The following is a 21807-nucleotide window of genomic DNA, read 5'->3' as shown; positions in this document are numbered from 1 at the left end:
GAATGTTTATTGAAGAATGAGCCACGACATGGCTATATTCTTCTTGCCTGCGTTATAACTCTCCTTAAGTATCTCCCGTCTACAGAAACCCATGGATGTTCAGACATCCTGCCCGCACAGCCGTTATGCCTCCCCCCAAATTTCTTTTTAAAATTATAAAAAGTGACCTCAGAAATACCCATTTTCAGGTAGGCTTCAGCTACATGTGTACCGGCTTCAGCCTGCTTCAGGGAAAAAGTAATTTACGTTTCGCTACTGCGAACCTTTTCATGGCTAAATGGCCTCTCTGTTAAGTAAGTAAAAGAAAGAAGAACTCCAGCTTGGTTGGTGATTATTATTTTTTTCAGATCGGCCGATAGATGTTTGGTGTATTGATTTTTAATTTTCTGATTTAAAAAAATGAATTTTCACCATTTAAATTGACGAATGGTGTAACTAATTGTAACCCTGGAGATACCTGGTGTGCGCTGGTTTGTAATGATTGCAATGCGTTGATATAAATCACTTTTTATACATTTCGGATTAAAATTCTGCGATTTATTTAAAATTAGAAATTAAAATCTATTAATATGTGATAAACAGTTTTACTTGTTTATTGTATTTTTGTTTTTTTATTTTAAGTTTGTATCGCAATTTTTGCTTTTCTTGCTGTTATGTGTTGTATTCAGATTTTTATCTGAATTTAACTGCTATTATTGTTGTTTTTTGTGGTTTTTTATCTTGTTTTTATAGTTGATATCCATTCGAAGTGAAATTTTATACATTAATATTATTGCGGTTACTCATCAGGTCATCAGTCAGAATGATTCCTATGATGGGGGGAGGGGTTAAGGGGCTTTATAAGAGGAGCTTTAGAAGGAACTGAATGTTGAGTCAGATTATTTTTGGTTACTTAATTTCTGGTGAGATTTTATTTGATATGCACAATGGCAGTTTGGTTAGTATCAATGCAAAACGGACTGGAGTTGGAGCGCATAACATTGTTTTAAGAGAGACCATGTATAGGCTGTTAGTGTACTTACTTGATCACGGAGAGAAGGCATCGATAGACATGGATGATCTGTTGTTTCAGGTTTGGGACCAGTATGGCCTTCAATCATCAACTCCACGGCTTTGGCAGGTTATGCAGGCATTAAAGTCTCGCCTTATTTCCGTGGGCGTGCCTGATGATCTTATAGTGCGTCAAGACAGTAAGTCGTACAAGGTAAGAGAAGAGCTTGTTGAGCCTTTATATTTTAATAAAAAATAATATAAACTGCTGTTTTTTATGGTTTTGTTATTTATTGCCGTTTATCGGATTATTTTTTTATTAACATACCATTTTCCGTTGGTTAACTGGTTTACTCTTAACATTGGGCGGGCTAGTGAAAATACATTCTATCTCGGATGACGGTTTTTTTTCGTTGGGATGTGAGGCCATATTTCATATAAATGGCTACAAATTAAATAGCATACCGCCAGAAAGGTCATGGCTTGCCGAATTGAATGAAGAAATCGTTGAAGGCGATATTGTCCTGGTCACCATGGGCTCGCACCTCAGGACGCAAAAGGTGCTCGAGCGGCTTTCGTGCATCGGCGCAGAAGTGATGTTGTTCATTGATTTACCTTGGAAAACCTTTTCCTCGGTGAGCTGGATGCGCGGATTTCTGTCAAAAAAAATACCTGTTAGCCTACTGTTACCCAGTTTTGAAACCCTAAGTTTTCACTCGGGAAACAAGACCAAACTGTTGACACAACGTGAAAAAGAAGTGATGGAGGAAATTCTGAAAGGTCAATCCTTTAAACAGATATCGGAGATCTTCAATATTTCAATGAAGACAGTGTATGCACACCGCCGTAATGCTTTAAAGAAAATAGGGTTAGGGCACGCCAGTTCTTTTTCTTTCGTTGGCTATCAAAACTACATTGCCAATAACAGCATCAAAATGATCAGTTATTAAATACGTGTAATAGCACTATTTTTAATAACCTAATAAATCTAAACCCTTTTGCCATGGCAACGGGGTTCGGGTACGGGTGAGCTTCGAACTCGCACGTTCATTGACATACATTGATATCAATATCCTTATTAAGGAAGTAATCTATATGGCCAGTTTAATTTATCAACAAGAAGCTGTTGCGCTTGCTTATGCTGTTTTAGGCCGCAATTTGGATGAAACAAGCTATGAATATTTTGGCAAGCAGCTTGAGAATGGCTCTCGCACCGCCGATTCCTTTGTCACCGCGTTATTCAGCGGCAGCGAAGGGGCTGGAAAATATGCCGGAAAAACAGATGCCGCTATCTTAAACCAGGTTTACAGCAATATTTATAAAACAACCGCGGACGCCAGTTATATCCAGTCGTTGTTGAATTCAGGCGCAAGCGTTAACACCCTAGTGGCTAAAATGGTGACCGACGTGTTGTATTACAGTGGGTTCGATAGCACCACGCTCACGGCACAACAGACGTTTGAAACACAAATCGAAACCGCATTGTATTCCGCTGCGTCCTCAACGGCGAAAGCGAACGCTGCGGATGTGCAAGCCTTATTCTACGTTGTGGGCGCAACTCAGGTGGCTGCAAGCATCAACACCTACGGGACGCAGCTCGCCAACGGGACCAAGACCCTTGTTCAGTTGGCTACCTCTTTCGTCAACGCGAAGGCGCCGGCCTCCCTGTACAACGATCAACAATTTGTCTCTCTCCTGTATCACAACGCATACCTGCGCGATCCTTCTGCGGTAGAAACCAGCTACTATGTGAACAAATTGGCTGCCGGCACAGCAACCCGCGCCGATGTACTGCTGGAAATCATCGGCACGCTGCGTGGCGTCGTTACTGCGACTGATGCGGCTGCACAGACGCAGTTTATCAATGCGACCCATGTTTACAGTGCCGGTGAATTGCCTGCGTTGTCCTATCAGGAGCAGGTCGCTGCCCTGTATCTGGGGGTGCCGGATCGTGGCGTTGATGCTCAGGGGCTGGACACCTGGAGCAAACAGTTAGCCTATGGCGTCACCTATAATGCGTTGACCACTAAACTGATCAACTCAACCGAGTTCCAGGCCAAGGGTGCCAACCTGACAGGCAGCGCCTTTGCTCAACACGTCTTCACCGCCGTGCACGGCGTAGCGGCAACGGCAGCGCAGTTGGCGACCTACACCGCACTGGGGACAGATAAAACGGCAGTGACTCTGGCCATCATCAACGATCTGCGCAATTCCACCGCAACGGACAACGCCACCGTATCGCAACAGCATGCCTTTGAAGCCGATATCGGTAGCAGCCTGTTGTACAAAACCGCCGCGACGCTTAGCACCTCTGCTGCCAGCGGCAATGCGACCGGCACGGTCAACACCGGCAGCAGCCACGTGCTGAGCAATGCGGAAACTGCCGTGTTGCAGAACGTGATCCTCAACGCCAACGCCGCAACGACCGCCAACCTGCAGTTCGCCGATCACCTGGCCAACCTGACCGTCAACGGCACTGCCGCGTCGACGGTCAATCTGTCAACCGACGGTGTTAACCCTGGTGTTGCAGTTACGGTTAACGACGCCAATGTGATCCTCAACGCCAGCTCTGGCGCGGACAAGGTTACCGTCACCAGCGCGGCAGCGGTCAACACCGGCACCGGTGATTTCAACCTGGGTGCAGGCAACGACTCGCTGAAGTGGGCCGGTAACGCGGCGGCCAACGGCGCCAACACCGTAGGCGCCGGCATCAGCGGCAACGGTGGTGCGGGTACCGACGTGCTTTCCGCCAACTTTATTACCAAGAACGTCAACGTTGGCAATCTGTTCAGTGCCACAACCATCGTCTCCAATGCGGCGCAGTTCACCAACTTCGAGAAACTTGATCTGGCGGGTTACATCGGTAAGGCAACGGTAAGCTCAGGGTCAACCGCGGCAAACCATACCTTCGACTTTGGTGTGTTGACGGGTAGGGCTTCTACAGAAACCAGCGCATTGACCGGGACCGTAAACCAGGCCGCAACCTCAACCACCGGCTCACAGGGCTTCGTATTGTCCGGCCTGGCCGATGCGGTGAAAGTGATCAACGTTGCCGGTGGCACCGTGGCGCAACTGGAAGTAACCGGTAATGCCACCGCAGCCAGCAGCGTTGCCTTTACTTTCTTGCAGGACGCCACCAATAAGTTTGACATTGCGTTCACTGCGACCAGCGATGCAGACGTTAATGCCGGTTCGGTCAGCCTGGCCAGCAGCAGCGCAGCGCTGTTCGGCACAGCGCTGAGTACGGTGAACGTTGCCTCCGGCGGTACCGGCGACTTCGGTAATATCCTGTCATTGACCGGCACCAACACTCAGGTGACTACCCTGAACGTGACTGGCGATCATACGCTGGATCTGACTGTAGGTAGTGGGTACAGCAACGTGCGTACCATCGACGCCAGCGCTAACACCGCCGGCGTGGATATCGACGCTCAGGTCAGCGGCACCGGTTCGGGCTTCATCGCTCAATTTATCAACCTGTTCCCGTTCGGCCCGATCTTCACCACGCTTTTCGGTCTGAATGGCAGCAACGTTAATATCACCGGCACTGCAGCGGACGATACCTTCACCGTGCGCGATAACACCGCGATTAAAGGCAACGGCGGCACCGACACGTTTGAGATCGTTTCCAGCGGCTCGCAATCATCGGTATCCATCAGCGACTACAACTACGCGAAAAACAGCATCCTGGACGTGAAGTCCGGCCTGCTGGTCTCCGATACCGATACCGGTACCCAGGTAGCGGATTACGGCAGCAAGACCGGTCAGGGGTTGGTCGACGCACTCAGTCTTTTCACTGGCACCGCATTCAGCGGTTTCGTTGGCGCACTGTTTGGTCTGAACAACAATACTCTGAGCGCCAAGGTAGGGGTGTCGAGCGTCGACAACACGCACTTCCTGTTAATCGATGAAAACGATAACCACCTGCTGGACACCACCGATACCGTGGTGGCTCTGGTCGGTGGCACCCATACTGACCTGATCAGCAACCTGCACTACGCGTAATTGCGCTGTATCAGCACCGCGTCTACTGGCGTGGTTGCATAAGTAGAACCCAGAGGGGGGGAATTCTCCCCCTCTGTTTTATTTGGGGCGGCCGTGGCCCCTTGTGCCAATCATCCGTCAAGAGATGAGTTCTTTGCCGATTTTCACTTTCCAGAGAGTAAGTTATGAAGTTTTCTGAACTTGTCCAACCCAATGAGATAGTCAACGCTATCCGCAAACACCGCCGCGCCTTCTGGAGCCTTGGCTGTTTTACTGCGGTCATCAACATTTTGATGTTGGTGCCGTCGTTGTACATGTTGCAGGTCTATGATCGTGCGCTACCTTCGCGCAACGGCATGACGCTGCTGATGCTCACCCTGATAGTCCTGTTTCTGTTCATCATGATGGGCGTGCTCGAATACGTGCGCAGCATGATGGTTATCCGCATCAGTAACCATATCGATGCGACGCTCAACGATCGCATTTACACCGCCGCCTTCGAAGCCAACCTGAGATCCAACAGCACCGATGCCGGCCAGATGCTCGGCGATTTGACCACGGTGCGCCAGTTTTTGACCGGCAGTGCCATCTTTGCCTTTTTCGATGCGCCCTGGTTTCCGATTTACCTGCTGGTGATCACTCTGTTCAACGTCTGGCTGGGGCTGTTTGCCCTGGTGGCCGTGCTGTTGCTGATCGCGCTGGCGGTGCTCAATCAGGTCAGAACCAACGCCCCCCTGGCAACGGCTAACCGTTTTTCGATCGAATCCGGCAAGGTCGCCAGCACCGGGCTGCGCAATGCGGAAGTGATCGAAGCGATGGGGATGCTGCCGGCCCTGAAACAGCGCTGGCGTAACCTGCACGATCGTTTCCTTGATACGCAACGGATCGCCAGCGAACGCGCTGCCGGCATCAGCGCCGCGACCAAAGTGGTGCGTACCACACTTCAGTCATTGGTGCTGGGGCTGGGCGGCTGGCTGGCGATAGACGGCCATATTTCAGCCGGCATGATGATCGCCGGTTCTATCTTGCTTGGCCGCACATTGGCGCCGATCGAACAGATCATCAACGTCTGGAAAAGCTGGAGCGGCGCCAAGCTGGCCTATCTGCGCCTGGTCAAGCTGCTCGACGCTTTCCCGCCGCGCAGTGTCGGCATGAGCCTGCCCCGTCCGCAGGGGCATTTGCATGTGGAACAGATCATCGCAGGTACGCCGACAGCCCCGGAAATGGCTGTGTTGCAGGGCGTCAACTTTCAACTGGCACCCGGCGAGGTGCTCGGCGTGATTGGCGCCAGCGGTTCGGGGAAATCCACCCTGGCACGGTTGTTGGTCGGCGTCTGGCCGGTTTCCGAGGGGCACATCCGTCTCGATGAAGCCGATATTTACCAGTGGAACAAGGATCAGCTTGGTGCCGCCATTGGCTACCTGCCACAGGATATTGAACTGTTTGCCGGCACCGTGGCGGAAAACATCTCGCGCTTTCAGCCGGTGGACCCGCAAAAAGTGGTGGCTGCGGCGCAGCTCGCCGGGGTACATGAATTGATCCTGCACTTCTCCGCGGGCTATGACACCCAGCTCGGCCACGGCGGAAACGGCCTGTCCGGCGGGCAAAAACAGCGTATCGCCCTGGCGCGTGCACTTTATGACGATCCGGTGCTCATCGTACTGGACGAACCCAACGCCAACCTCGACGAGGCCGGCGAATTGGCGCTCAATCAGGCGATTATGCAACTGCGCGCGGCGGGCAAAACCCTGGTGCTGGTCAGCCACCGCCCGCAGTTGATCGCTACCACCACCCGCCTGCTGTTGCTCGACGGCGGCAAAATGCTGGCTTTCGGCCCGACGTCACAGGTGATCGCCGCCCTACAACGGGCGAAACCGCAACAGGCCGCCATTAACGACAGCAGTGAGGAGATACCGCATGGTGCAGCCTGATAGCTTGAAGAACTCCGGGCAGCAAAACCCTCCCGCGGCCAACGACGTGCAGCATTATGGCCGATTCGGTTGGCTGGTTTTGCTGTTTGGTCTGGGCGGCTTCCTGCTCTGGTCAATTTTCGCGCCGCTGGACCAAGGGGTGACCGCGCAGGGTATCGTGCAGGTGGCCGGCAACAGTAAAACAGTGCAGTCCTCTGCTGCCGGCACCATTGCGGCCATCAAAGTCAAAGAGGGGGAGCGGGTGCGTGCCAACCAGTTGTTGATCCAGCTCAATACCGTACAGGCGCAGGCGCAAGTCGATACCTATCGCGAGCACTACCTGACCTCCAGTGCCATGGAAGCCCGTTTGCTGGCTGAGCGCGACGGCAAGCCGCGCGTCGACTACCCCGCAGAGTTACAGCAGCAGGTGCAAAACACCCCTCGCCTGGGTGAAATTCTCGCACTTCAGGATCAGCTGTTCTTCTCGCGTCGGACCGCGCTGAACAGCGAACTGGAAGCCTACCGTCAGTCGATGGCCGGCGTGCGCTTCCAGTTGCAGGGCGTAGAAAATGCCCAGGGCAGCCGGCAAGTACAGCTGCAAAGCTTCCGCGAACAACTCAATAACATGGCGAGCCTGGTTGCCGATGGTTATCTGCCGCGCAACCGTTATCTGGAAATACAGCGCCAGTACGCGGATATACGCAGCATCCAGGCGCAATCGCAAGGGCAACGGGGCCAGTTCAAACAGCAGTTGCTGGAGGGGGAGCAAAATATCGCCCGTCGCCAGGCCGACTATCAGAAAGAGGTGCGCACGCAGTTGACCCAGACCCAGATGGATATCGCCGAATACCGCAGCAAGCTGACGATGGCAAGCAACGATCTGCAGTATACCGAAATTCGTGCGCCGCTGGACGGCACCGTGGTCGGCCTGAAGGTGTTCACGGCGGGCGGCGTGGTCAGCACCGGCGAACCGCTGCTGGATATCGTTCCCAGCAACCGCCGCCTCGACGTTGAGGTCCAACTGCCGGTGAATCTGGTCGATAAGGTACAGCCTGGTTTGCAGGTCGACCTGATGTTTACCGCTTTTAACCAGAATGCGACCCCCAAGGTACAAGGTGAGGTGGCGCTGATTTCTGCCGACCGTCTGACCGATCAGCGCAGCGGCGAACCTTACTACAACATGAAAGTGACGGTACCGCAGGCGCAAATCAAGCGACTGGGAGAGAAAACCATAGTTCCCGGCATGCCGGTATCGGTGTTCGTGCGCACCGGCGAACGTTCTCTGCTCAACTACCTGTTTAAACCGGTGGTCGATCGCGCGCATATGTCCCTGACGGAGGAATAAAGAACATGATCCATCGTATTACGATTGGGATAATCGCCGCCTTGTTTGCCGCCTGTTGGTTTTATGCTACGCCAGCACATGCCTTGACGTTGAAAGAGGCCTTTATGCTGGCACTGCACAACGATCCGACCCTGCAGGCGGCGGTGCAGGAGAAGCTGGCCGGCGAGCAAGACAAAGCCATTGGACGAGCGGGCCTGTTGCCGCAGGTTTCCGCCAACTACCAGAATGCACCGCGCAACTGGCAGAACCAGAAATATCAGGCTACTGATATTCTGGGGGACACTCAGGAGCAAAACGTTAACACCCGTTACCGCAGCAACTCGCTTTCGGTGACCGTCACCCAACCGCTGTTCGATTACGAAGCCTGGGCGCGTTACCAGAGTGGGATAGCGCGGGCGCTGATGGCGGACGAACGCTATCGCGGTAAGCTGCAAGACATGACGACGCGCCTGTTGGAGGCTTACATTGATGTGGCCTATCGGCGTGAGAACATCGCCGTGGCGCAGGCGCAAGCCTTTACTTACCGTGAACAACTGTCGCTTAACCAACGGTTGGCCAACCTGGGGGAAGGCACGGTCACCGACGAAGCGGAGACTCAGGCCCGTTACAGCCTGTCTCAAGCGCAGGTGATCGAAGCGCAGGATGCGCTGAACGCCGCTCAGGGCAAACTCGGCAGCATTATCGGCGTGCCGGCGGGCAATATTGATGCTATCGAGGCGCAAAAAGGCCCCTTTGCTCCGCTGACGTTGAAGTTCCCGACGCTGGATGCGTGGCAACGCCAGGCCAGAAGCAACAACCCGGAATTACGTGCCGCACGACAAGGCATCGAGGTGGCGCATTATGAAGTGGAGAGAAACCGGGCCGGCCATTTCCCGCGGGTGGCGCTGTATGCATCACATTCGGAGAACGATTCAAACAGCGACAACACCGTCGGCCAGCAGTACCGCACCAACTCAATAGGCGTGCAGGTGAGCGTGCCGATATATGCGGGTGGCGGCGTCTCGGCCTCGACGGAGCAGGCGGCGGCGCGCTATATGCAGGCAAAATATGAAATGGCGGCGCAGTCAGACAAAACGCTCACCGACCTGCAGCAACAATACAATCTCTGTCGCAGCAGCGAGACCAAGCTTAAGGCTTACGAACTGGCGTTGCAGGCCGCCGACAAACAGGTGGTGGCGACGCGCGAGAGCGTAAAGGCCGGCATGCGGGTGAACGTGGACGTGTTGAACGCCGAACAACAGCGCTATATGACGCAGAAAGAGTATGCGGAAGCTAAATATGCCTATTTGAAGGCATGGGTGGCCCTGCAAAGTTTATCGGGGGAGCTCAATGAGCAGGATATTTCGCAGGTCGCCCGGTATTTTCGTTAGCAATATCAGGTACAACAGATAAAAATGATGCAGGCGCAGTCGCTGATAACGGATAAGCTATCGGTGACTGTTTTTGTTTTCTGAAACATGACTCTTATTCGCATGAACATTCACAGTGTGAACTGAGGCGGTATCAGTTTGTCCGCGGCTCGCAATAATATAAAACTCTAACGAGATCGGTTTTTATCGTATAAGCGTTACTATTGGTTTGTGTGATAAAGTTTTGTGGCACACCGATTTCATTTAAATTTATCTTAAGTGTTTGCATTACCTGCCAAAGTCTGGATGTTGATGATTGTAGATCATACTTATCCCATACATTGAATAAAATGTCTTCTATGCTGATATGTTCACGAGTGCAATTTTCCAGAAGGTAAATCAACAGTCTTGACATGGTTTCTCGCATGCCAGAAAAGGTCGAAACACTTTTTATTTTCTTGCAGTTGATGTTGATTAGGTTGTATTTTTTTATGTCAAATAAAACATTTTCAGCAATTAGGTAGCCAAAGATAACCTCTTTACCGCCTGATTCATTTGGTGTTTTTGATAGCGTATCAATATTTTCATATTTCATGTCATCCAATACTCTATTCATGATATACCTCGGCAGAATAAAAAAGGGTAAACGACCAAGTGCGAGTATTGTCATAATTTAATCTTGATTTATTTAATTTTAGCCACTCATGATCACTTTGCGCAATGGAATGTTTTTTAATCATTGTTCTTTTTATAAAAAAATAGCTTAAAAATAAGATAAAACAGTGTTTTTGACTGTGTTTGATGTTTATACAGTTAATTCAATGCGTTAAATATAATGATGTGACAGTCTGAAGGATAGTGAGTCCTGCCGTGCGGATTGCAACAGTGATCCAAACCGAATTCTGTGAGGGCAGGGTGTTAAACTGATTTTTAATCAGGCGGCTTAATTAACTGTCTACGCCGTTAACTGGTCGGTGCAAAACGGCCAGCGTTAACTTAGCTTTTACGAGGTATTGCCATGTTCAATAAAAAACGAGGCGCAGAGAGAGCCTGCCTCCAAAACCGGATTAAAGGGGCCACGCCCTTATCGAGGGTATATCATTGCGGCGATCATGGTTCTCATGCTGCTGTTTTATAACGTGATGTATGGGTAACCTTCTGATAGGGCGTCGGGTTATCTCCACGCTATCTTTTTATTCTGTACAGTTTTTTCCGCTGCTCTTGGATTAACGGTAATTGCTTTTAAATAAATTAAAAGAGCGTGGCCTGATAAAAGAATATCAGGCCATTAGCGCAGGTCAGCTATTGACTATGATACCGCCGTTAATGTGCAGGGTTTGCCCTGTCATATACGAAGAGTCATTGCATGCCAGATAGACGTAGGCGGCGGCCAGTTCACTGGGTTGGCCCGGCCGTTTCATCGGCGTGTCCTTGCCGAATTTGGCTACCTTTTCGGCGCTGAAGGTCGAAGGAATGAGCGGCGTCCAGATAGGGCCGGGTGCGACAGCATTCACCCTGATCTGGCGTTCGCTGAGCTTGAGGGCCAAAGAGCGGGTAAACGAAGTAATGGCGCCTTTGGTGGAAGAGTAGTCGATCAACGCCGGGTTGCCATGGTAGGCGGTGACCGACGAAGTGTTGATTATCGCGCCCTCAGCCGGCAAATGTTCTAACGCGGCCAATGAGAGTGCCACCATACTGAAAAAGTTGGTCTGGAAGGTTTTTTCCAACTGCTGCTCGGTGATCATTTCCGGTTCTTCAACCGGGTGCTGTTCGCCTGCGTTGTTGACCAAAATGTCCAGGTGGCCGTACTTCTCAATGGTTTTAGCTATGATTTCACGGACAAAACTCCGATCCCGAAGATCGCCTTTCAGCAATAAAACATCGCCGCCATAGCGTTCGGCGCTTTTTTGCGTCTCTTGAGCATCCTGATCTTCGTCCAGATAGACCACCACGACTTTGGCACCTTCTTTGACGTACGCGATGGAAACGGCACGGCCGATGCCGCTGTCGCCACCGGTGACTATCGCCACTTTTCCGGTGAGTTTGCCGCCGGGCCGATAAAGCGGATCGTCATATTTTGGCTCGGGGGTCATGTCGCTTTCCAACCCCGGTTGTCGATCCTGATGCTGCGCCGGTTGTTGTGTCTGTTCCATATTTCCTCCGTTCAAAAAGTAAAGGTGCAGGGAAGAGCGGCTACATCTATGTCGGTTGCTGATAGGGAGTATCGGCTTCGCTTTGCTGCTGCTCGGTTTTCAGTACGATAATGTTTCGTTGCCGATCAACTGATTCAATCCGACACGACAGGGTTTCATCGTTGACGTCGAAAAAAACCTCTTCCCCCTCGCTGAGCGCTTTCAACGTCTCGCTCAGCTCTGGCTCTTGGTCGCCATAGATCAGGATGCTGCTTTTGCTGCTGCCATCCATAGGATGGGGCGAAGGCAACAATTCGGCTCCTTTAACCAGATTGTTTTGATATTTCACTATGTCAGTCATGATTCGTCCTCTGTCTAACGCAATGAAGTCACTTGTGAAACTAATGTGGGCTAAGCCGGGACGGCTGCCGCTTTCTCGCTGCGGCTCCAAATGCGGTGGCCGGCCAGGGCTTCAATAAAACGCTCCATCATTACGCCTTTCACCGTTGGCGATTCGATAATCCCTTCCTCGGCAGCGGATTCGTTCTGCCACAGGGTTTTTAAACGACTCGCATCGCCGCTGAGCCCAATGACCTTCAGATGTTTGTACGCTTCCAGCAGGTAGTGCTTCGCGTCGCCGCTGCGCAATAAGGCCTCCGCCACGCCGCCGGGCACGATGACGGCGTCGAGCGTTATGGATGGCGTGCCGGCGAAGGTCGCGTCAACGGCGATCGCCGAGCCATCGTCCGCCGTTATACGGCCCTGGGTTTGCGCGAGCAATTTGGCATGCACGCCGCGTTTTTTCAGAGCTTTCAGGATCGCCAGCACATCTGCCGACAAAACATGATCCGCCAGCAAAATAGCGACAATACGCCCTTTGACGCTGCCGCCCGGCAAGGCATACAGGCTCAGACTCGGATCGCTCTCCAGTCCGTTAACCGGTTTGGGCGGCAAGGTATTCAATACTTCGGCAGACAGGGTGATACCCAGCTTGACGGCCACCTGGCCGGCCAGGGTGGTATCGATATGCGCCAGCTGTTCTACCACCCGTTCGCGAATGTAGGGGCGTGCCACTTTACCGAGCTCGAAGGAGAAGGCATCCACGATATGCTGCTGTTCAACCGGCGTTTGGCTAAGCCAAAACAACCTTGGATGGGCGTAGTGTTCGAGGAAAGAGTCGCTTCTTTCGCGGATTTTATGGGCATCAACGCGCTCCGGATAGCTGGAGAAACCACCGCCGCTGGCCGCTGCAGGCGTCTCTCTGGGCCAATTATTGTTGAGCGAGTTGGGGCTATAGTTGGCCGGATTGGTATCAATCTCGACGCGGTGCATGCCGTCACGCTGCAGGTTGTGATAAGGGCAGGTTGGGCGGTTGATGGGGATTTCATGGAAGTTAGGGCCACCCAGACGACTGATTTGCGTATCCGTGTAGGAAAACAGCCGCCCCTGCAACAGCGGATCGTTGGTGAAGTCCATGCCGGGAACGATATGCCCCGGATGAAAGGCCACCTGCTCGGTTTCGGCAAAGAAATTATCCGGATTGCGATTGAGCACCATTTTCCCGACCAGTTGCACGGGCACCAATTCTTCGGGAATGAGCTTCGTCGGATCCAATAAATCAAAATCGAATTTGAACTCGTCTTCTTCCGGTATCAATTGCAGACCGAGCTGGTATTCCGGGTAATCGCCGGCCTCTATCGCTTCCCAGAGATCCCGGCGATGGAAGTCTGCGTCTTTACCCGCCAGTTTCTGCGCCTCGTCCCAGAGCAGAGAGGCTTTTCCTGCAACCGGCTTCCAATGAAAACGCACAAAGGTGGCTTTACCTTGGGCATTGATCAACCGGAACGTATGTATGCCGAAGCCTTCCATCGTTCGATAGCTGCGTGGGATCCCACGGTCAGACATCGCCCAGATGACGTTGTGCAAGGTTTCCGGCTGAAGGGAAACGTAATCCCAAAAACTGTCGTGGGCGCTAGCCCCCTGCGGGATCTCGTTGTGAGGCTCCGGTTTTACGGCATGGACAAAATCAGGGAATTTGATCGCATCCTGAATGAAAAATACCGGGGTATTGTTGCCGACGAGATCGAAAATGCCTTCGTCGGTGTAAAATTTAGTGGCCCAACCGCGAATGTCACGTACCGTATCGGCGGAACCACGTGAACCTTGCACGGTCGAGAAGCGCACGAACACCGGCGTCTGTTGGCCCTCGTGTTGCAAAAAGTCTGCTTTCGTGACCGAAGCCAGGCTTTTATACAGCTCAAAGTAGCCGTGCGCTGCCGAACCGCGGGCATGAACGATGCGTTCCGGTATGCGCTCATGGTCGAAATGCGTAATTTTCTCACGCATTATAAAATCTTCCAGCAAGGTAGGGCCGCGTACGCCCATCTTGAGGGAGTTTTGATCGTCGGAGACTTTGGTGCCCTGATTGGTCGTCAGCGGCTGATGCTGATCATATTTACGGTTGTGTTCGAGTTGCCGAATTTTATCGCTCACCGCCCCGGTTTCTTTCATGCTGCCGGGGGCCGTTGGCTGCTTTCCAGGGGGCGTGGGTTTGCTGTCCGGCGTGTGCGCATTGTCTGCAGGTGCGGTATCTTTCAAGTGCAAGCCGTCATTTAATAATTCTTTTTTTTCTTTTTGTAATGAAACAGTTGCCTCTCCACTTTTCGGAGATTTATTTTTACTCGCCATTAACTCACCTCATGTAATTCATATGAAATAATATTTGAATTAATTCGTTGCAGATTTAAGCGTAGGCTAAATAATGAGTTTTCACAACAAGCTAGCCAGTTCTTTGTTTTTTGGTGATTTTTAATTACGTGATGGAAATAATCGGTTTAACTGGGTTTTACGCGTGTCGCTTCTCTTTTGTTCAGGCTTATTTGGAATGAGAGGTAAATCGTCCTATTTATCATGTTATCCATGTTGACAGTGAGTGTATTACGGCGGTATATACGTTTTTTCAACGTTAACTTAATATTTCAATATGTTTTAAAGGATGTCCTGATGTTTTGTTTTTTTGCTTTTACTTGAGAGGGATTATTGTGATTTTTGGATTGCTGATTTTAGGTATGTCTTCAGCCATTAATCTGTTTTCAGCGATGAAGGGGGGCAACTCATTTTCACTGGCGCAGCGACTTCATGAAGTTGATTTTTTCATGAGCAGGCCCCTGTTTTATTGATGTTGTTTATTTCGTTGTTACTCTGCCTTTTTTATACCGCTATTTCGCCAAAAGAAAGATTAAACAATATTGCCGCTGTTGGAAAGAGGGGAGGGTCCCGGCGTTTTAGGGTTTACCATCGAAAAAATTACTGTGCTCTTTACCGAAAAATGGCGATGGAAAACGGTAAGATTTTGCCCAATGAACTTTTAACGTTGAGATGGGGCATCATGAGTCAGCAGGTGGAAAACCTGGCCTATTTTCATCTGGATACACCCGCTCATGGAGGCTCTATCTTCGATTGAGAAAATGTTGCTTTCATCATTGAGCCGATTTATTCGGTATTTTTAAATTTGCTTGAATTTAAAATGGGGGCAACCGTGATGCCATGCAAGACTACGCTGGTGATCACCAAGGTTAACGCCATGTTTACCATGTCAGCGCTGGCGGCGTCCTTCATGCCGTGCAAGTAGGCGTAGGCAATGTAGTTAATGCTGCCGATGCCTCTGATGCCAAACCAGCCGAGTAAAATGCGTCGCGAGGGGGGAATGCGGTTGCCCAGGGTGACAAAAAATACCGTTATGGGACGTATAAACACAAAAAGGATCAAACCTAAATAGAGACCTCTGGGATCCCAATGTTGGGCCAGGGTGACGCCCAGGACGATCACAATGCCGGCGGCGAACAGGCGTTCCAGCGTACCGCCGAAGGATATGGCGTCGCCGACCACTAAGCCGACCGATTTGGCGCGGCCTTTCTTTTGCTGGCTGTGCCGCGTGTTGGGGTTAACCAGTTCTTCGGCGGGCGGAGTTTCGTCATCTTGCGCTATTTCGTCAGGCGGATGGCGGCTGATAATCCTTTTTTCCGCTTGTCGCAATCCCACGCCGGCGGCAAACGCCGCAAGAAAGCCGGAGGCGTCAACGTATTGCGCTGCGGCATAACTGAGTGCAATCAACGCCAGCGCAATCAGATCATTAGGTGTGCTGTCCTGATAAATGTGCCGCATCCGCGCCGCCAGCATGCCGATCAACCATCCTAGTGAATAACCAATCAACAGGCCTGCACACAAAGCCCATATCACATCAATCGCCCCCCATCGGGCAAAGAGCGTCCAGGACCAGGGATCTTGCTGGCTGCCATATAACAGCAGAGCCAGCAATAAAAAGGGCAGAGCGGACCCGTCATTGAGGCCGGCTTCGACAGAGAGCGAGGAACGGAGCGAGTCATCATCCCGTGCGTTATTCACGGATATCAAACTGGCCAAGACCGGATCCGTAGGGGCAACGATGGCACCAAACGCAAGCGACAATGCCCAGGGAAGGCCGGTCAGGTAATGCACTATGACCATCATCGACAGAACGGTCAGCAACATGGTGGGGAAAGCCAACAGGCAACCGATGCGCCAGGCTTGGGTGCTAAAGGGTTGGCGCAGCTTTAAACCGGTGATAAACAGTGACGCGGCCATGGCGACATCCGTGATCGGCTTCATCGATTCCGCATGCGTGACAACGTCTATCCGAATTAAGTCCAAGACCCAGGGGCCGCAGACAATGCCTGTCAGCAGATATAACCCGAATGACGTGATGGGCCCGCGATGAAGCCAGCCCGATGCCAGCGACATACATAAAAATAGAATGCCTGTTGCTGCGATCCAACCAAGAAAAGTCATGTGCTATCCCGTTAAAAAATGTGGCGCTTGATGATGATCAATAGCATGCGTCAGTTTCTCCTATAGATAAGCGATTTTGAATCAGTGTGATTGGTTGTCATTTAATTGAATGTTTTGACTGAAGCGATAATCAGATGTTAGCGAGAAACTCATTTAGAAAAATAACACCGGCCAGGGTGAAAACATGAGGTAAATAAAGGGTGAACTGTATCTTTTACGTGCTCGGTTTTTCATGTTTTTCTTGCCCCTTGTCTTTTTCCGTCTGCTCGTTTTCTTCGGCGGCCTCGTCGGCTCTTGCCGCAGTATAGCCGGATAAATGGCCGACAATATTGGCATAAATACTGATGATGATGACCCATAATACGCTGTCTTTCCACCAAATGACTGAGGGTATAGCTAAAATCAACCACAAAAATGACATGGAAAGATGCGCTTTTTTGATAAATCTTGGTGTGATGTGTTTCATTTTGTTTCTCATAAGATAACTGTTTGAAAAAACCAGGTGATGGATTAAATATTTGTGAAGGTTAGAGGGGAGACGCTAACCGTTTCGTATCTCTCTTTTTATCATTCATTAATGATAAAAATGGCTTCTTTTACTACTTGTCAATGCAATGAAAATGTTTTTTCCAATTAAAGCGTAGTTCATACGGCACCTGTTAACAACAATCACCTCTATTCTGTCTTACCATCCTTTCATGAATGTGGCTAAGCTGGGTTAATTATAGCACTCAATTTTTTGATGCTATTTTTACGAGGGGGGGTTATTTGTAAGACAATTTATTTGTTGGTTTTTTTATCAGGGGCATAAGCGTTTTTTTTGTTGAACAATAGGGCTGATTGGTCCGTTAAATAAAAATAAGAACCCTGTGGTTACTGCTTATTTCTGCGGATTGAACTATGCTTAATGTTCACTAAAAATATCCTCAGTCTGATCAGAACATACTATTCCCTCAATGATAGGAAGTTAAATATGAAAATCACCACATTGGAAGAACTATTTATTCACGACTTATCAGATGTGTACAGCGCTGAAAAACAAATCACTCGTGCATTGCCGAAAATGGCTCGAGCCGCGACGGATGAAAAACTTATTGCCGCCTTTAAACAACATCTGGAAGAAACCCAGGGCCAGATTGAACGTCTCGATCAACTGGTCGAAAGTGAAGAGGGGCTGAAGATCAAACGTATGAAATGCCACGCTTTAGAAGGGTTGGTGGAAGAAGCCCAAGAGCTTATTGAATCGGTCGAGGCAGGCCCGGTGAGAGATGCGGGCTTAATCGGTGCGGCGCAAAAAGTGGAACACTACGAAATTGCAACTTATGGCACGCTGCGTGCTCTGGCCGCGAAGTTGGGTTACACCAAAGCCGTAAAATTATTGGGGGAGACGCTTGAAGAAGAGAAAGCAACCGATGAAAAACTGACGTTGATTGCCGAGCGGCAGTCCTGAAAACAGGTTGTGTGTTCGGCGCTTTCAGTCTTGCCACCGGTGGCGTCACGGCTGAAGTAATATAAACAGCACCACCTTTGTTGCCTGAAGCCTGCTAAAGCACCCTGTCTATAGCGTATGGGACAAGCGGCCTTTCAGAAAATATGTTCATAATACTGCCTATAATCATTTCCCAATATTAATGGCAGCGGTGATGTTAACTTTATCTCCGACTTTATAAATAATATTTTAACGCTGTCCCTTTCCTCTTTATATACAGTTCTTATTTGTAGGTCTGTCTATGTCAAAAAGAGGGAAGGAAATCCCCGACCATTGAGAGACGAGCGATCCGTATGGCTACCTCATACCCCTAACTGATACGTCGAGTGTAATGCGAAGTGATATCAGGTAATGACTACTGTGTTAAAGAGTGCATGAGAATGGGAGGATTACCGCACACCGTTGAACAGTGGTAACCATCCTTCAGGCCCTTTACCACGTTCTACGATAGGTTTGTCGGCACAGTCGTTCGACAGCGGCCGTTCTTCGATGCGAATATCGTAAAAGAAACCACTTTTGGGGTCGAACATGCAGGTGTTGATGTAGTCAGCAAGCTTATCGGCTTCGGCCCAGAATGTTGCGGCCTTGGCGTTCTGCCCTACAATAGCCGCCATATGGGCCAGATAGTTATTGTCGGTGTACATATAGCTAGCCTGGTCTACGGCTCTCGGCAAAGTTCACTTGCCAGTTTTGTCAGTTGCCGCCATTGCCGCCGCGTTCCGGGCTGAAATTATAGGCAACGAGATCTGGGATGAAGCCAGCATCCCACGGTCGAACCGAATCATTGGGCTGGATCTGGAAGGCGAACACTGCGCGGACATTGTCTTTGGCAATGCTGGGGTTGAAATGTGCCATAGCGTAAGCTTGTTTCCAGGTATCCCAGGGCTAAGCCTGATTGCTGGAAACCAGCGACCTATAGGGCGATACTGATTTATCATCCTTTTCTCCATAGGTGAAGATTCCCTCACTTTCAAGAAGAGGTAATGTCGAACGCTCTTAACTTCGTACGCAGTAAGATGTAACAAGTCTGATAGGTGTTCCAGGAGTTTAAATGGCATGTATATATATTTACGAATTGAATTATTATTCGTTATTTGTGGTTTTTTATTTTCTGGGTTATCCCCTGTCGCTAATTTAACTGTGTTCGCTGCCGGTAGATGAAAGGAAAAATCTAAACGCTAGCTAAATGACATTTCATTACATCACTTTTTTTAATGTTTTTTGTTGCAAAAATTGAATTGTACCTTTCTAAAATTCATCAAATAAAACCCTCTTTTTCTCTGTAGAGTGCTATGTCGATATTGAATTATGACAATTCTCCTGGTCATTTTTCAATCCAATCTTCTCTTTTTTATTCTTTGTGATTGATTTTTAAATTAATTTATCCATGGTGGGCTTTTTGACCAGCTTCTGAGAATAGTCACTAAAGCTGAGTAGAGCGGGGAAAGGGGTATATTTATGCAAATATTTTGTGGGTTGATGTGCTGAGTGTTGTTGTTTTTTCGATGCTTTAGCCTGAAATTGTTATGAGTGTCAGAGTTCTATTTTGTCTTTTTGTGTTTTTTTAGGTGATCAGGGTATTTACAGTACTTAACTGATGTTCTAGTATGCAGACCAAGTTAATGATTAGATTTTTTAATGATTCGCTTTGTTCGTAGTCGTGTCGCGTATAGAAGAAAAGGAGGCAACGAATCAATCCCAATCCTTAGTACATTCCCCTAGGATTGCAACTGTAGCAAGAGCTGGGGGATGTGGAAGGTGAAAAGAAAGCTAAAGGAAACTTTAAATTAGTGATGGTTTAAATTTATCCCTTGAGTTACAACCTAAAAATAAAAAAATCACACTATATTCCTAGGGGAAATATTAATTTTAAACTATTTTCATTTAGGTGAGCTAATGAGTTCAATGAGCGACTATTATTATATTAATAGGTTGACTAATATTGCCGGAAAACATGATATTCATTCTGGCTGGTGTAAAGATATCCCTTGCATTATTTATCGTGAGTGTTTAGGGCTATTTGAAACTCCTCGCGATGCTGAAAAAGAAGCAATAAAACGTGGTTTTGAAAGTGTAGTTACGTGCTCTTGTCATAACTGCCAGAATCCATAGTTTGTAAAAGTGAAGGTGGTTTTTTTATACCTTCACTATTTCAAATCGGTGTTATGAAGGTTGGTGAATTTTAAAAACCAGAAAGAATTTTGGAGGGGAGGGAGTGCAAAAATATTATTACATTACAAAAAAAAGTTATGTTGATATACCCCACTTCATACATGAATCATCTTGTAATAAAAAACCGTGTACTGATAAGTTGGATGCTTTAGGGGTTTTTTTTTCGCCATTTCAAGCAATCAGACAGGCAAAATTGAAAGGATATAAGAATATATCTGTTTGCCTTTGTGATGAATGTCAATCCTCAGAATAAATCTTTAAACATATTTTTGTGCTGGGTAGTGAACATTGATTTTATCTGATCTATTTATTGTTGGCGCTCAGTACGTGTCGATTTTTGTTGTTAACAAAATAATGGTTTGGAGGTGTAGCATGTATGTGACAATGAACCGCTTTAAAATAAAGCCTGAGTATGCAGATGATTATCTTAAGGTTTGGGAGAGGGTACAGTCCAAGCTTCAAGTAAGTGATGTGGCTGGCTTTATGGAGTTCAAATTTTTTAGAATGGATAGTTCGAAAAAAGAGTATGTCTTGTTTTCTTCATATGCAGAGTGGGAGAGCAAGGAGAAGTTCATGGATTGGGTTCATTCTGAACACTTCAAAAATGTACATAAGACCAGTGGTGGAAATCGGCATATGTATATTGATCATCCTAAGTTAGAGTGTTTTGAAGTAATCTGAAAGTGAGAGTTTGTCGGTATTGTTCTAAGGCTGTGTGGGAGTGAAAGTATACATAATTTATGATTGAAACGGTCAAAAATATTCTTTTCCTATAGTGATGTCATTAATTCTGTAACTGTTTTATTTCGATTGAATTAGACTGTTAGCGGGGGATTCGTATTTGGAAGTATGAAATTTTGATGGCATGTTTATTATGGTGATACACTCCCATCTTTTAAGTTGTTTATATTAACTAAATATTTCAAGGAGTAGAAGTTTTGGTGAAGATTTCTTCTGATACTGTTAGCGCTGCCATAGCAGAGCATTCCCTGATTAACCCAGAACAATACCAACAATATTATCAACAGTCGGTGCAAGACCCAGAAGCATTCTGGGGAGAGCAAGGAAAAATTCTGGACTGGATCAAACCTTATAGCCGGGTAAAAAATACCTCGTTCGACCCGGGCCATATCAGTATCCGCTGGTTTGAAGACGGTACACTGAACCTGGCGGCCAACTGCCTCGATCGCCATCTGGCCGAACGCGGTGACCAGACCGCCATTATCTGGGAAGGTGACGATCCCACCCAGTCGAAACAGGTGACCTACAAACAACTGCATCACGATGTCTGTCAGTTCGCCAACGTACTGAAAAAGTTGGGCGTCAAAAAAGGCGACGTCGTGGCTATCTATATGCCCATGGTGCCGGAAACCGCGGTCGCCATGCTGGCCTGTGCACGTATCGGTGCGGTGCATTCGGTCATTTTTGGCGGTTTCTCGCCAGAGGCGGTCGCCGGCCGTATTATCGACTCCAACGCCAAGTTGGTTATCACCGCTGACGAAGGCCTGCGCGCCGGGCGTGCCGTGCCGCTGAAAAAGAACGTCGACGACGCGCTGAAAAACCCTGGCGTGAAAAGCATCACCAACGTGGTCGTTTTCCAACGTACCGG

At 49.0% G+C, this 21807-nt stretch carries 15 protein-coding genes and 2 pseudogenes; 9 read left to right on the top strand and 8 right to left on the bottom strand.

Translation table 11 applies throughout. The features are described from left to right. Window positions 1-131 precede the first annotated feature (131 nt). Window positions 132-242 (bottom strand): annotated as a pseudogene (locus V2S86_RS18190) (IS3 family transposase); the annotation flags it as partial. Window positions 243-865: 623 nt separating this feature from the next. Here V2S86_RS18190 and V2S86_RS18185 point away from each other — a divergent pair. From V2S86_RS18185 to V2S86_RS18160, 6 genes are all read left to right on the top strand, one after another. After that, on the top strand, window positions 866-1249 hold the full coding sequence (locus V2S86_RS18185) for a hypothetical protein (RefSeq protein ID WP_330763582.1): 384 nt from the start codon (window positions 866-868) through the stop codon (window positions 1247-1249). Window positions 1250-1364: 115 nt separating this feature from the next. Further along, window positions 1365-1940 carry a helix-turn-helix transcriptional regulator gene (locus tag V2S86_RS18180; RefSeq protein ID WP_330763581.1) on the top strand — a complete coding sequence of 192 codons (576 nt, stop codon included), beginning with the start codon at window positions 1365-1367 and terminating at the stop codon, window positions 1938-1940. 145 nt (window positions 1941-2085) lie between these two features. Then, window positions 2086-4995: a DUF4214 domain-containing protein gene (locus V2S86_RS18175; protein WP_330763580.1), complete on the top strand. Its 2910-nt coding sequence runs from the start codon at window positions 2086-2088 to the stop codon at window positions 4993-4995. Window positions 4996-5159: 164 nt separating this feature from the next. After that, window positions 5160-6905 carry a type I secretion system permease/ATPase gene (locus tag V2S86_RS18170; protein WP_330763579.1) on the top strand — a complete coding sequence of 582 codons (1746 nt, stop codon included), beginning with the start codon at window positions 5160-5162 and terminating at the stop codon, window positions 6903-6905. Then, a complete protein-coding gene (locus tag V2S86_RS18165; protein WP_330763578.1) occupies window positions 6892-8229 on the top strand; it encodes an HlyD family type I secretion periplasmic adaptor subunit in 1338 nt (445 codons plus the stop codon). The genes V2S86_RS18170 and V2S86_RS18165 overlap by 14 nt, the downstream gene beginning before the upstream one ends. 5 nt (window positions 8230-8234) lie before the next feature. Beyond that, window positions 8235-9599 carry a TolC family outer membrane protein gene (locus tag V2S86_RS18160; RefSeq protein ID WP_330763577.1) on the top strand — a complete coding sequence of 455 codons (1365 nt, stop codon included), beginning with the start codon at window positions 8235-8237 and terminating at the stop codon, window positions 9597-9599. Between the two features lie 133 nt (window positions 9600-9732). Here V2S86_RS18160 and V2S86_RS18155 read toward each other — a convergent pair whose 3' ends face one another. The 6 genes from V2S86_RS18155 to V2S86_RS18130 form a co-directional block, all read right to left on the bottom strand. After that, window positions 9733-10248 (bottom strand): hypothetical protein, encoded by a 516-nt coding sequence (locus V2S86_RS18155; RefSeq protein WP_330763576.1) that lies wholly within the window; start codon window positions 10246-10248, stop codon window positions 9733-9735. Window positions 10249-10876: 628 nt separating this feature from the next. Continuing rightward, window positions 10877-11731, bottom strand: a complete 855-nt coding sequence (locus tag V2S86_RS18150; protein WP_330763575.1) for an SDR family oxidoreductase — start codon at window positions 11729-11731, stop codon at window positions 10877-10879. 46 nt (window positions 11732-11777) lie between these two features. Continuing rightward, window positions 11778-12071, bottom strand: coding sequence for a hypothetical protein (locus V2S86_RS18145; protein WP_330763574.1), 294 nt, complete (start codon window positions 12069-12071; stop codon window positions 11778-11780). 50 nt (window positions 12072-12121) lie between these two features. Then, a complete protein-coding gene (katE, locus tag V2S86_RS18140; RefSeq protein WP_442996189.1) occupies window positions 12122-14398 on the bottom strand; it encodes a catalase HPII in 2277 nt (758 codons plus the stop codon). Window positions 14399-15202: 804 nt separating this feature from the next. Then, the gene (locus V2S86_RS18135; RefSeq protein WP_330763572.1) at window positions 15203-16537 is read right to left on the bottom strand and encodes a cation:proton antiporter; all 1335 of its coding nucleotides are present in this window, start codon (window positions 16535-16537) and stop codon (window positions 15203-15205) included. A 214-nt stretch (window positions 16538-16751) separates the two neighbouring features. Next, window positions 16752-17003: a hypothetical protein gene (locus V2S86_RS18130; protein WP_330763571.1), complete on the bottom strand. Its 252-nt coding sequence runs from the start codon at window positions 17001-17003 to the stop codon at window positions 16752-16754. 507 nt (window positions 17004-17510) lie between these two features. On the opposite strand from V2S86_RS18130, the gene V2S86_RS18125 reads away from it, so the two are divergent. Further along, on the top strand, window positions 17511-17987 hold the full coding sequence (locus V2S86_RS18125; RefSeq protein WP_330763570.1) for a YciE/YciF ferroxidase family protein: 477 nt from the start codon (window positions 17511-17513) through the stop codon (window positions 17985-17987). 437 nt (window positions 17988-18424) lie between these two features. Here the strand turns inward: V2S86_RS18125 and V2S86_RS18120 are convergent. Beyond that, a pseudogene (locus V2S86_RS18120) lies at window positions 18425-18940 on the bottom strand (MGH1-like glycoside hydrolase domain-containing protein); the annotation flags it as partial. Between the two features lie 1630 nt (window positions 18941-20570). Here V2S86_RS18120 and V2S86_RS18115 point away from each other — a divergent pair. Beyond that, entirely contained in the window at window positions 20571-20879 is a 309-nt protein-coding gene (locus V2S86_RS18115; protein WP_330763569.1) for an antibiotic biosynthesis monooxygenase family protein, read from the top strand. A 257-nt stretch (window positions 20880-21136) separates the two neighbouring features. Beyond that, window positions 21137-21807: AMP-binding protein (locus V2S86_RS18110; protein ID WP_442996193.1), on the top strand; the 671-nt coding region annotated here is incomplete at its 3' end.

Source organism: Serratia sp. C2(1), from assembly GCF_036352655.1.
In the GTDB taxonomy this organism is placed as follows: Bacteria; Pseudomonadota; Gammaproteobacteria; order Enterobacterales; family Enterobacteriaceae; genus Serratia; species Serratia inhibens.
Note: the sequence above shows the minus strand (reverse complement) of the source record. Positions and strands in the feature narration are given on the sequence as shown.

Excerpts from the sequence above, each read along its gene's own strand:
- V2S86_RS18185 (WP_330763582.1), top strand. The coding sequence starts at position 866 with ATGTTGAGTCAGATTATTTTTGGTTACTTAATTTCTGGTGAGATTTTA.
- V2S86_RS18175 (WP_330763580.1), top strand. The coding sequence starts at position 2,086 with ATGGCCAGTTTAATTTATCAACAAGAAGCTGTTGCGCTTGCTTATGCT.
- V2S86_RS18170 (WP_330763579.1), top strand. The coding sequence starts at position 5,160 with ATGAAGTTTTCTGAACTTGTCCAACCCAATGAGATAGTCAACGCTATC.
- V2S86_RS18165 (WP_330763578.1), top strand. The coding sequence starts at position 6,892 with ATGGTGCAGCCTGATAGCTTGAAGAACTCCGGGCAGCAAAACCCTCCC.
- V2S86_RS18160 (WP_330763577.1), top strand. The coding sequence starts at position 8,235 with ATGATCCATCGTATTACGATTGGGATAATCGCCGCCTTGTTTGCCGCC.
- V2S86_RS18155 (WP_330763576.1), bottom strand. The coding sequence starts at position 10,248 with ATGACAATACTCGCACTTGGTCGTTTACCCTTTTTTATTCTGCCGAGG.
- V2S86_RS18150 (WP_330763575.1), bottom strand. The coding sequence starts at position 11,731 with ATGGAACAGACACAACAACCGGCGCAGCATCAGGATCGACAACCGGGG.
- V2S86_RS18145 (WP_330763574.1), bottom strand. The coding sequence starts at position 12,071 with ATGACTGACATAGTGAAATATCAAAACAATCTGGTTAAAGGAGCCGAA.
- katE (WP_442996189.1), bottom strand. The coding sequence starts at position 14,398 with ATGGCGAGTAAAAATAAATCTCCGAAAAGTGGAGAGGCAACTGTTTCA.
- V2S86_RS18135 (WP_330763572.1), bottom strand. The coding sequence starts at position 16,537 with ATGACTTTTCTTGGTTGGATCGCAGCAACAGGCATTCTATTTTTATGT.
- V2S86_RS18130 (WP_330763571.1), bottom strand. The coding sequence starts at position 17,003 with ATGAAACACATCACACCAAGATTTATCAAAAAAGCGCATCTTTCCATG.
- V2S86_RS18125 (WP_330763570.1), top strand. The coding sequence starts at position 17,511 with ATGAAAATCACCACATTGGAAGAACTATTTATTCACGACTTATCAGAT.
- V2S86_RS18115 (WP_330763569.1), top strand. The coding sequence starts at position 20,571 with ATGTATGTGACAATGAACCGCTTTAAAATAAAGCCTGAGTATGCAGAT.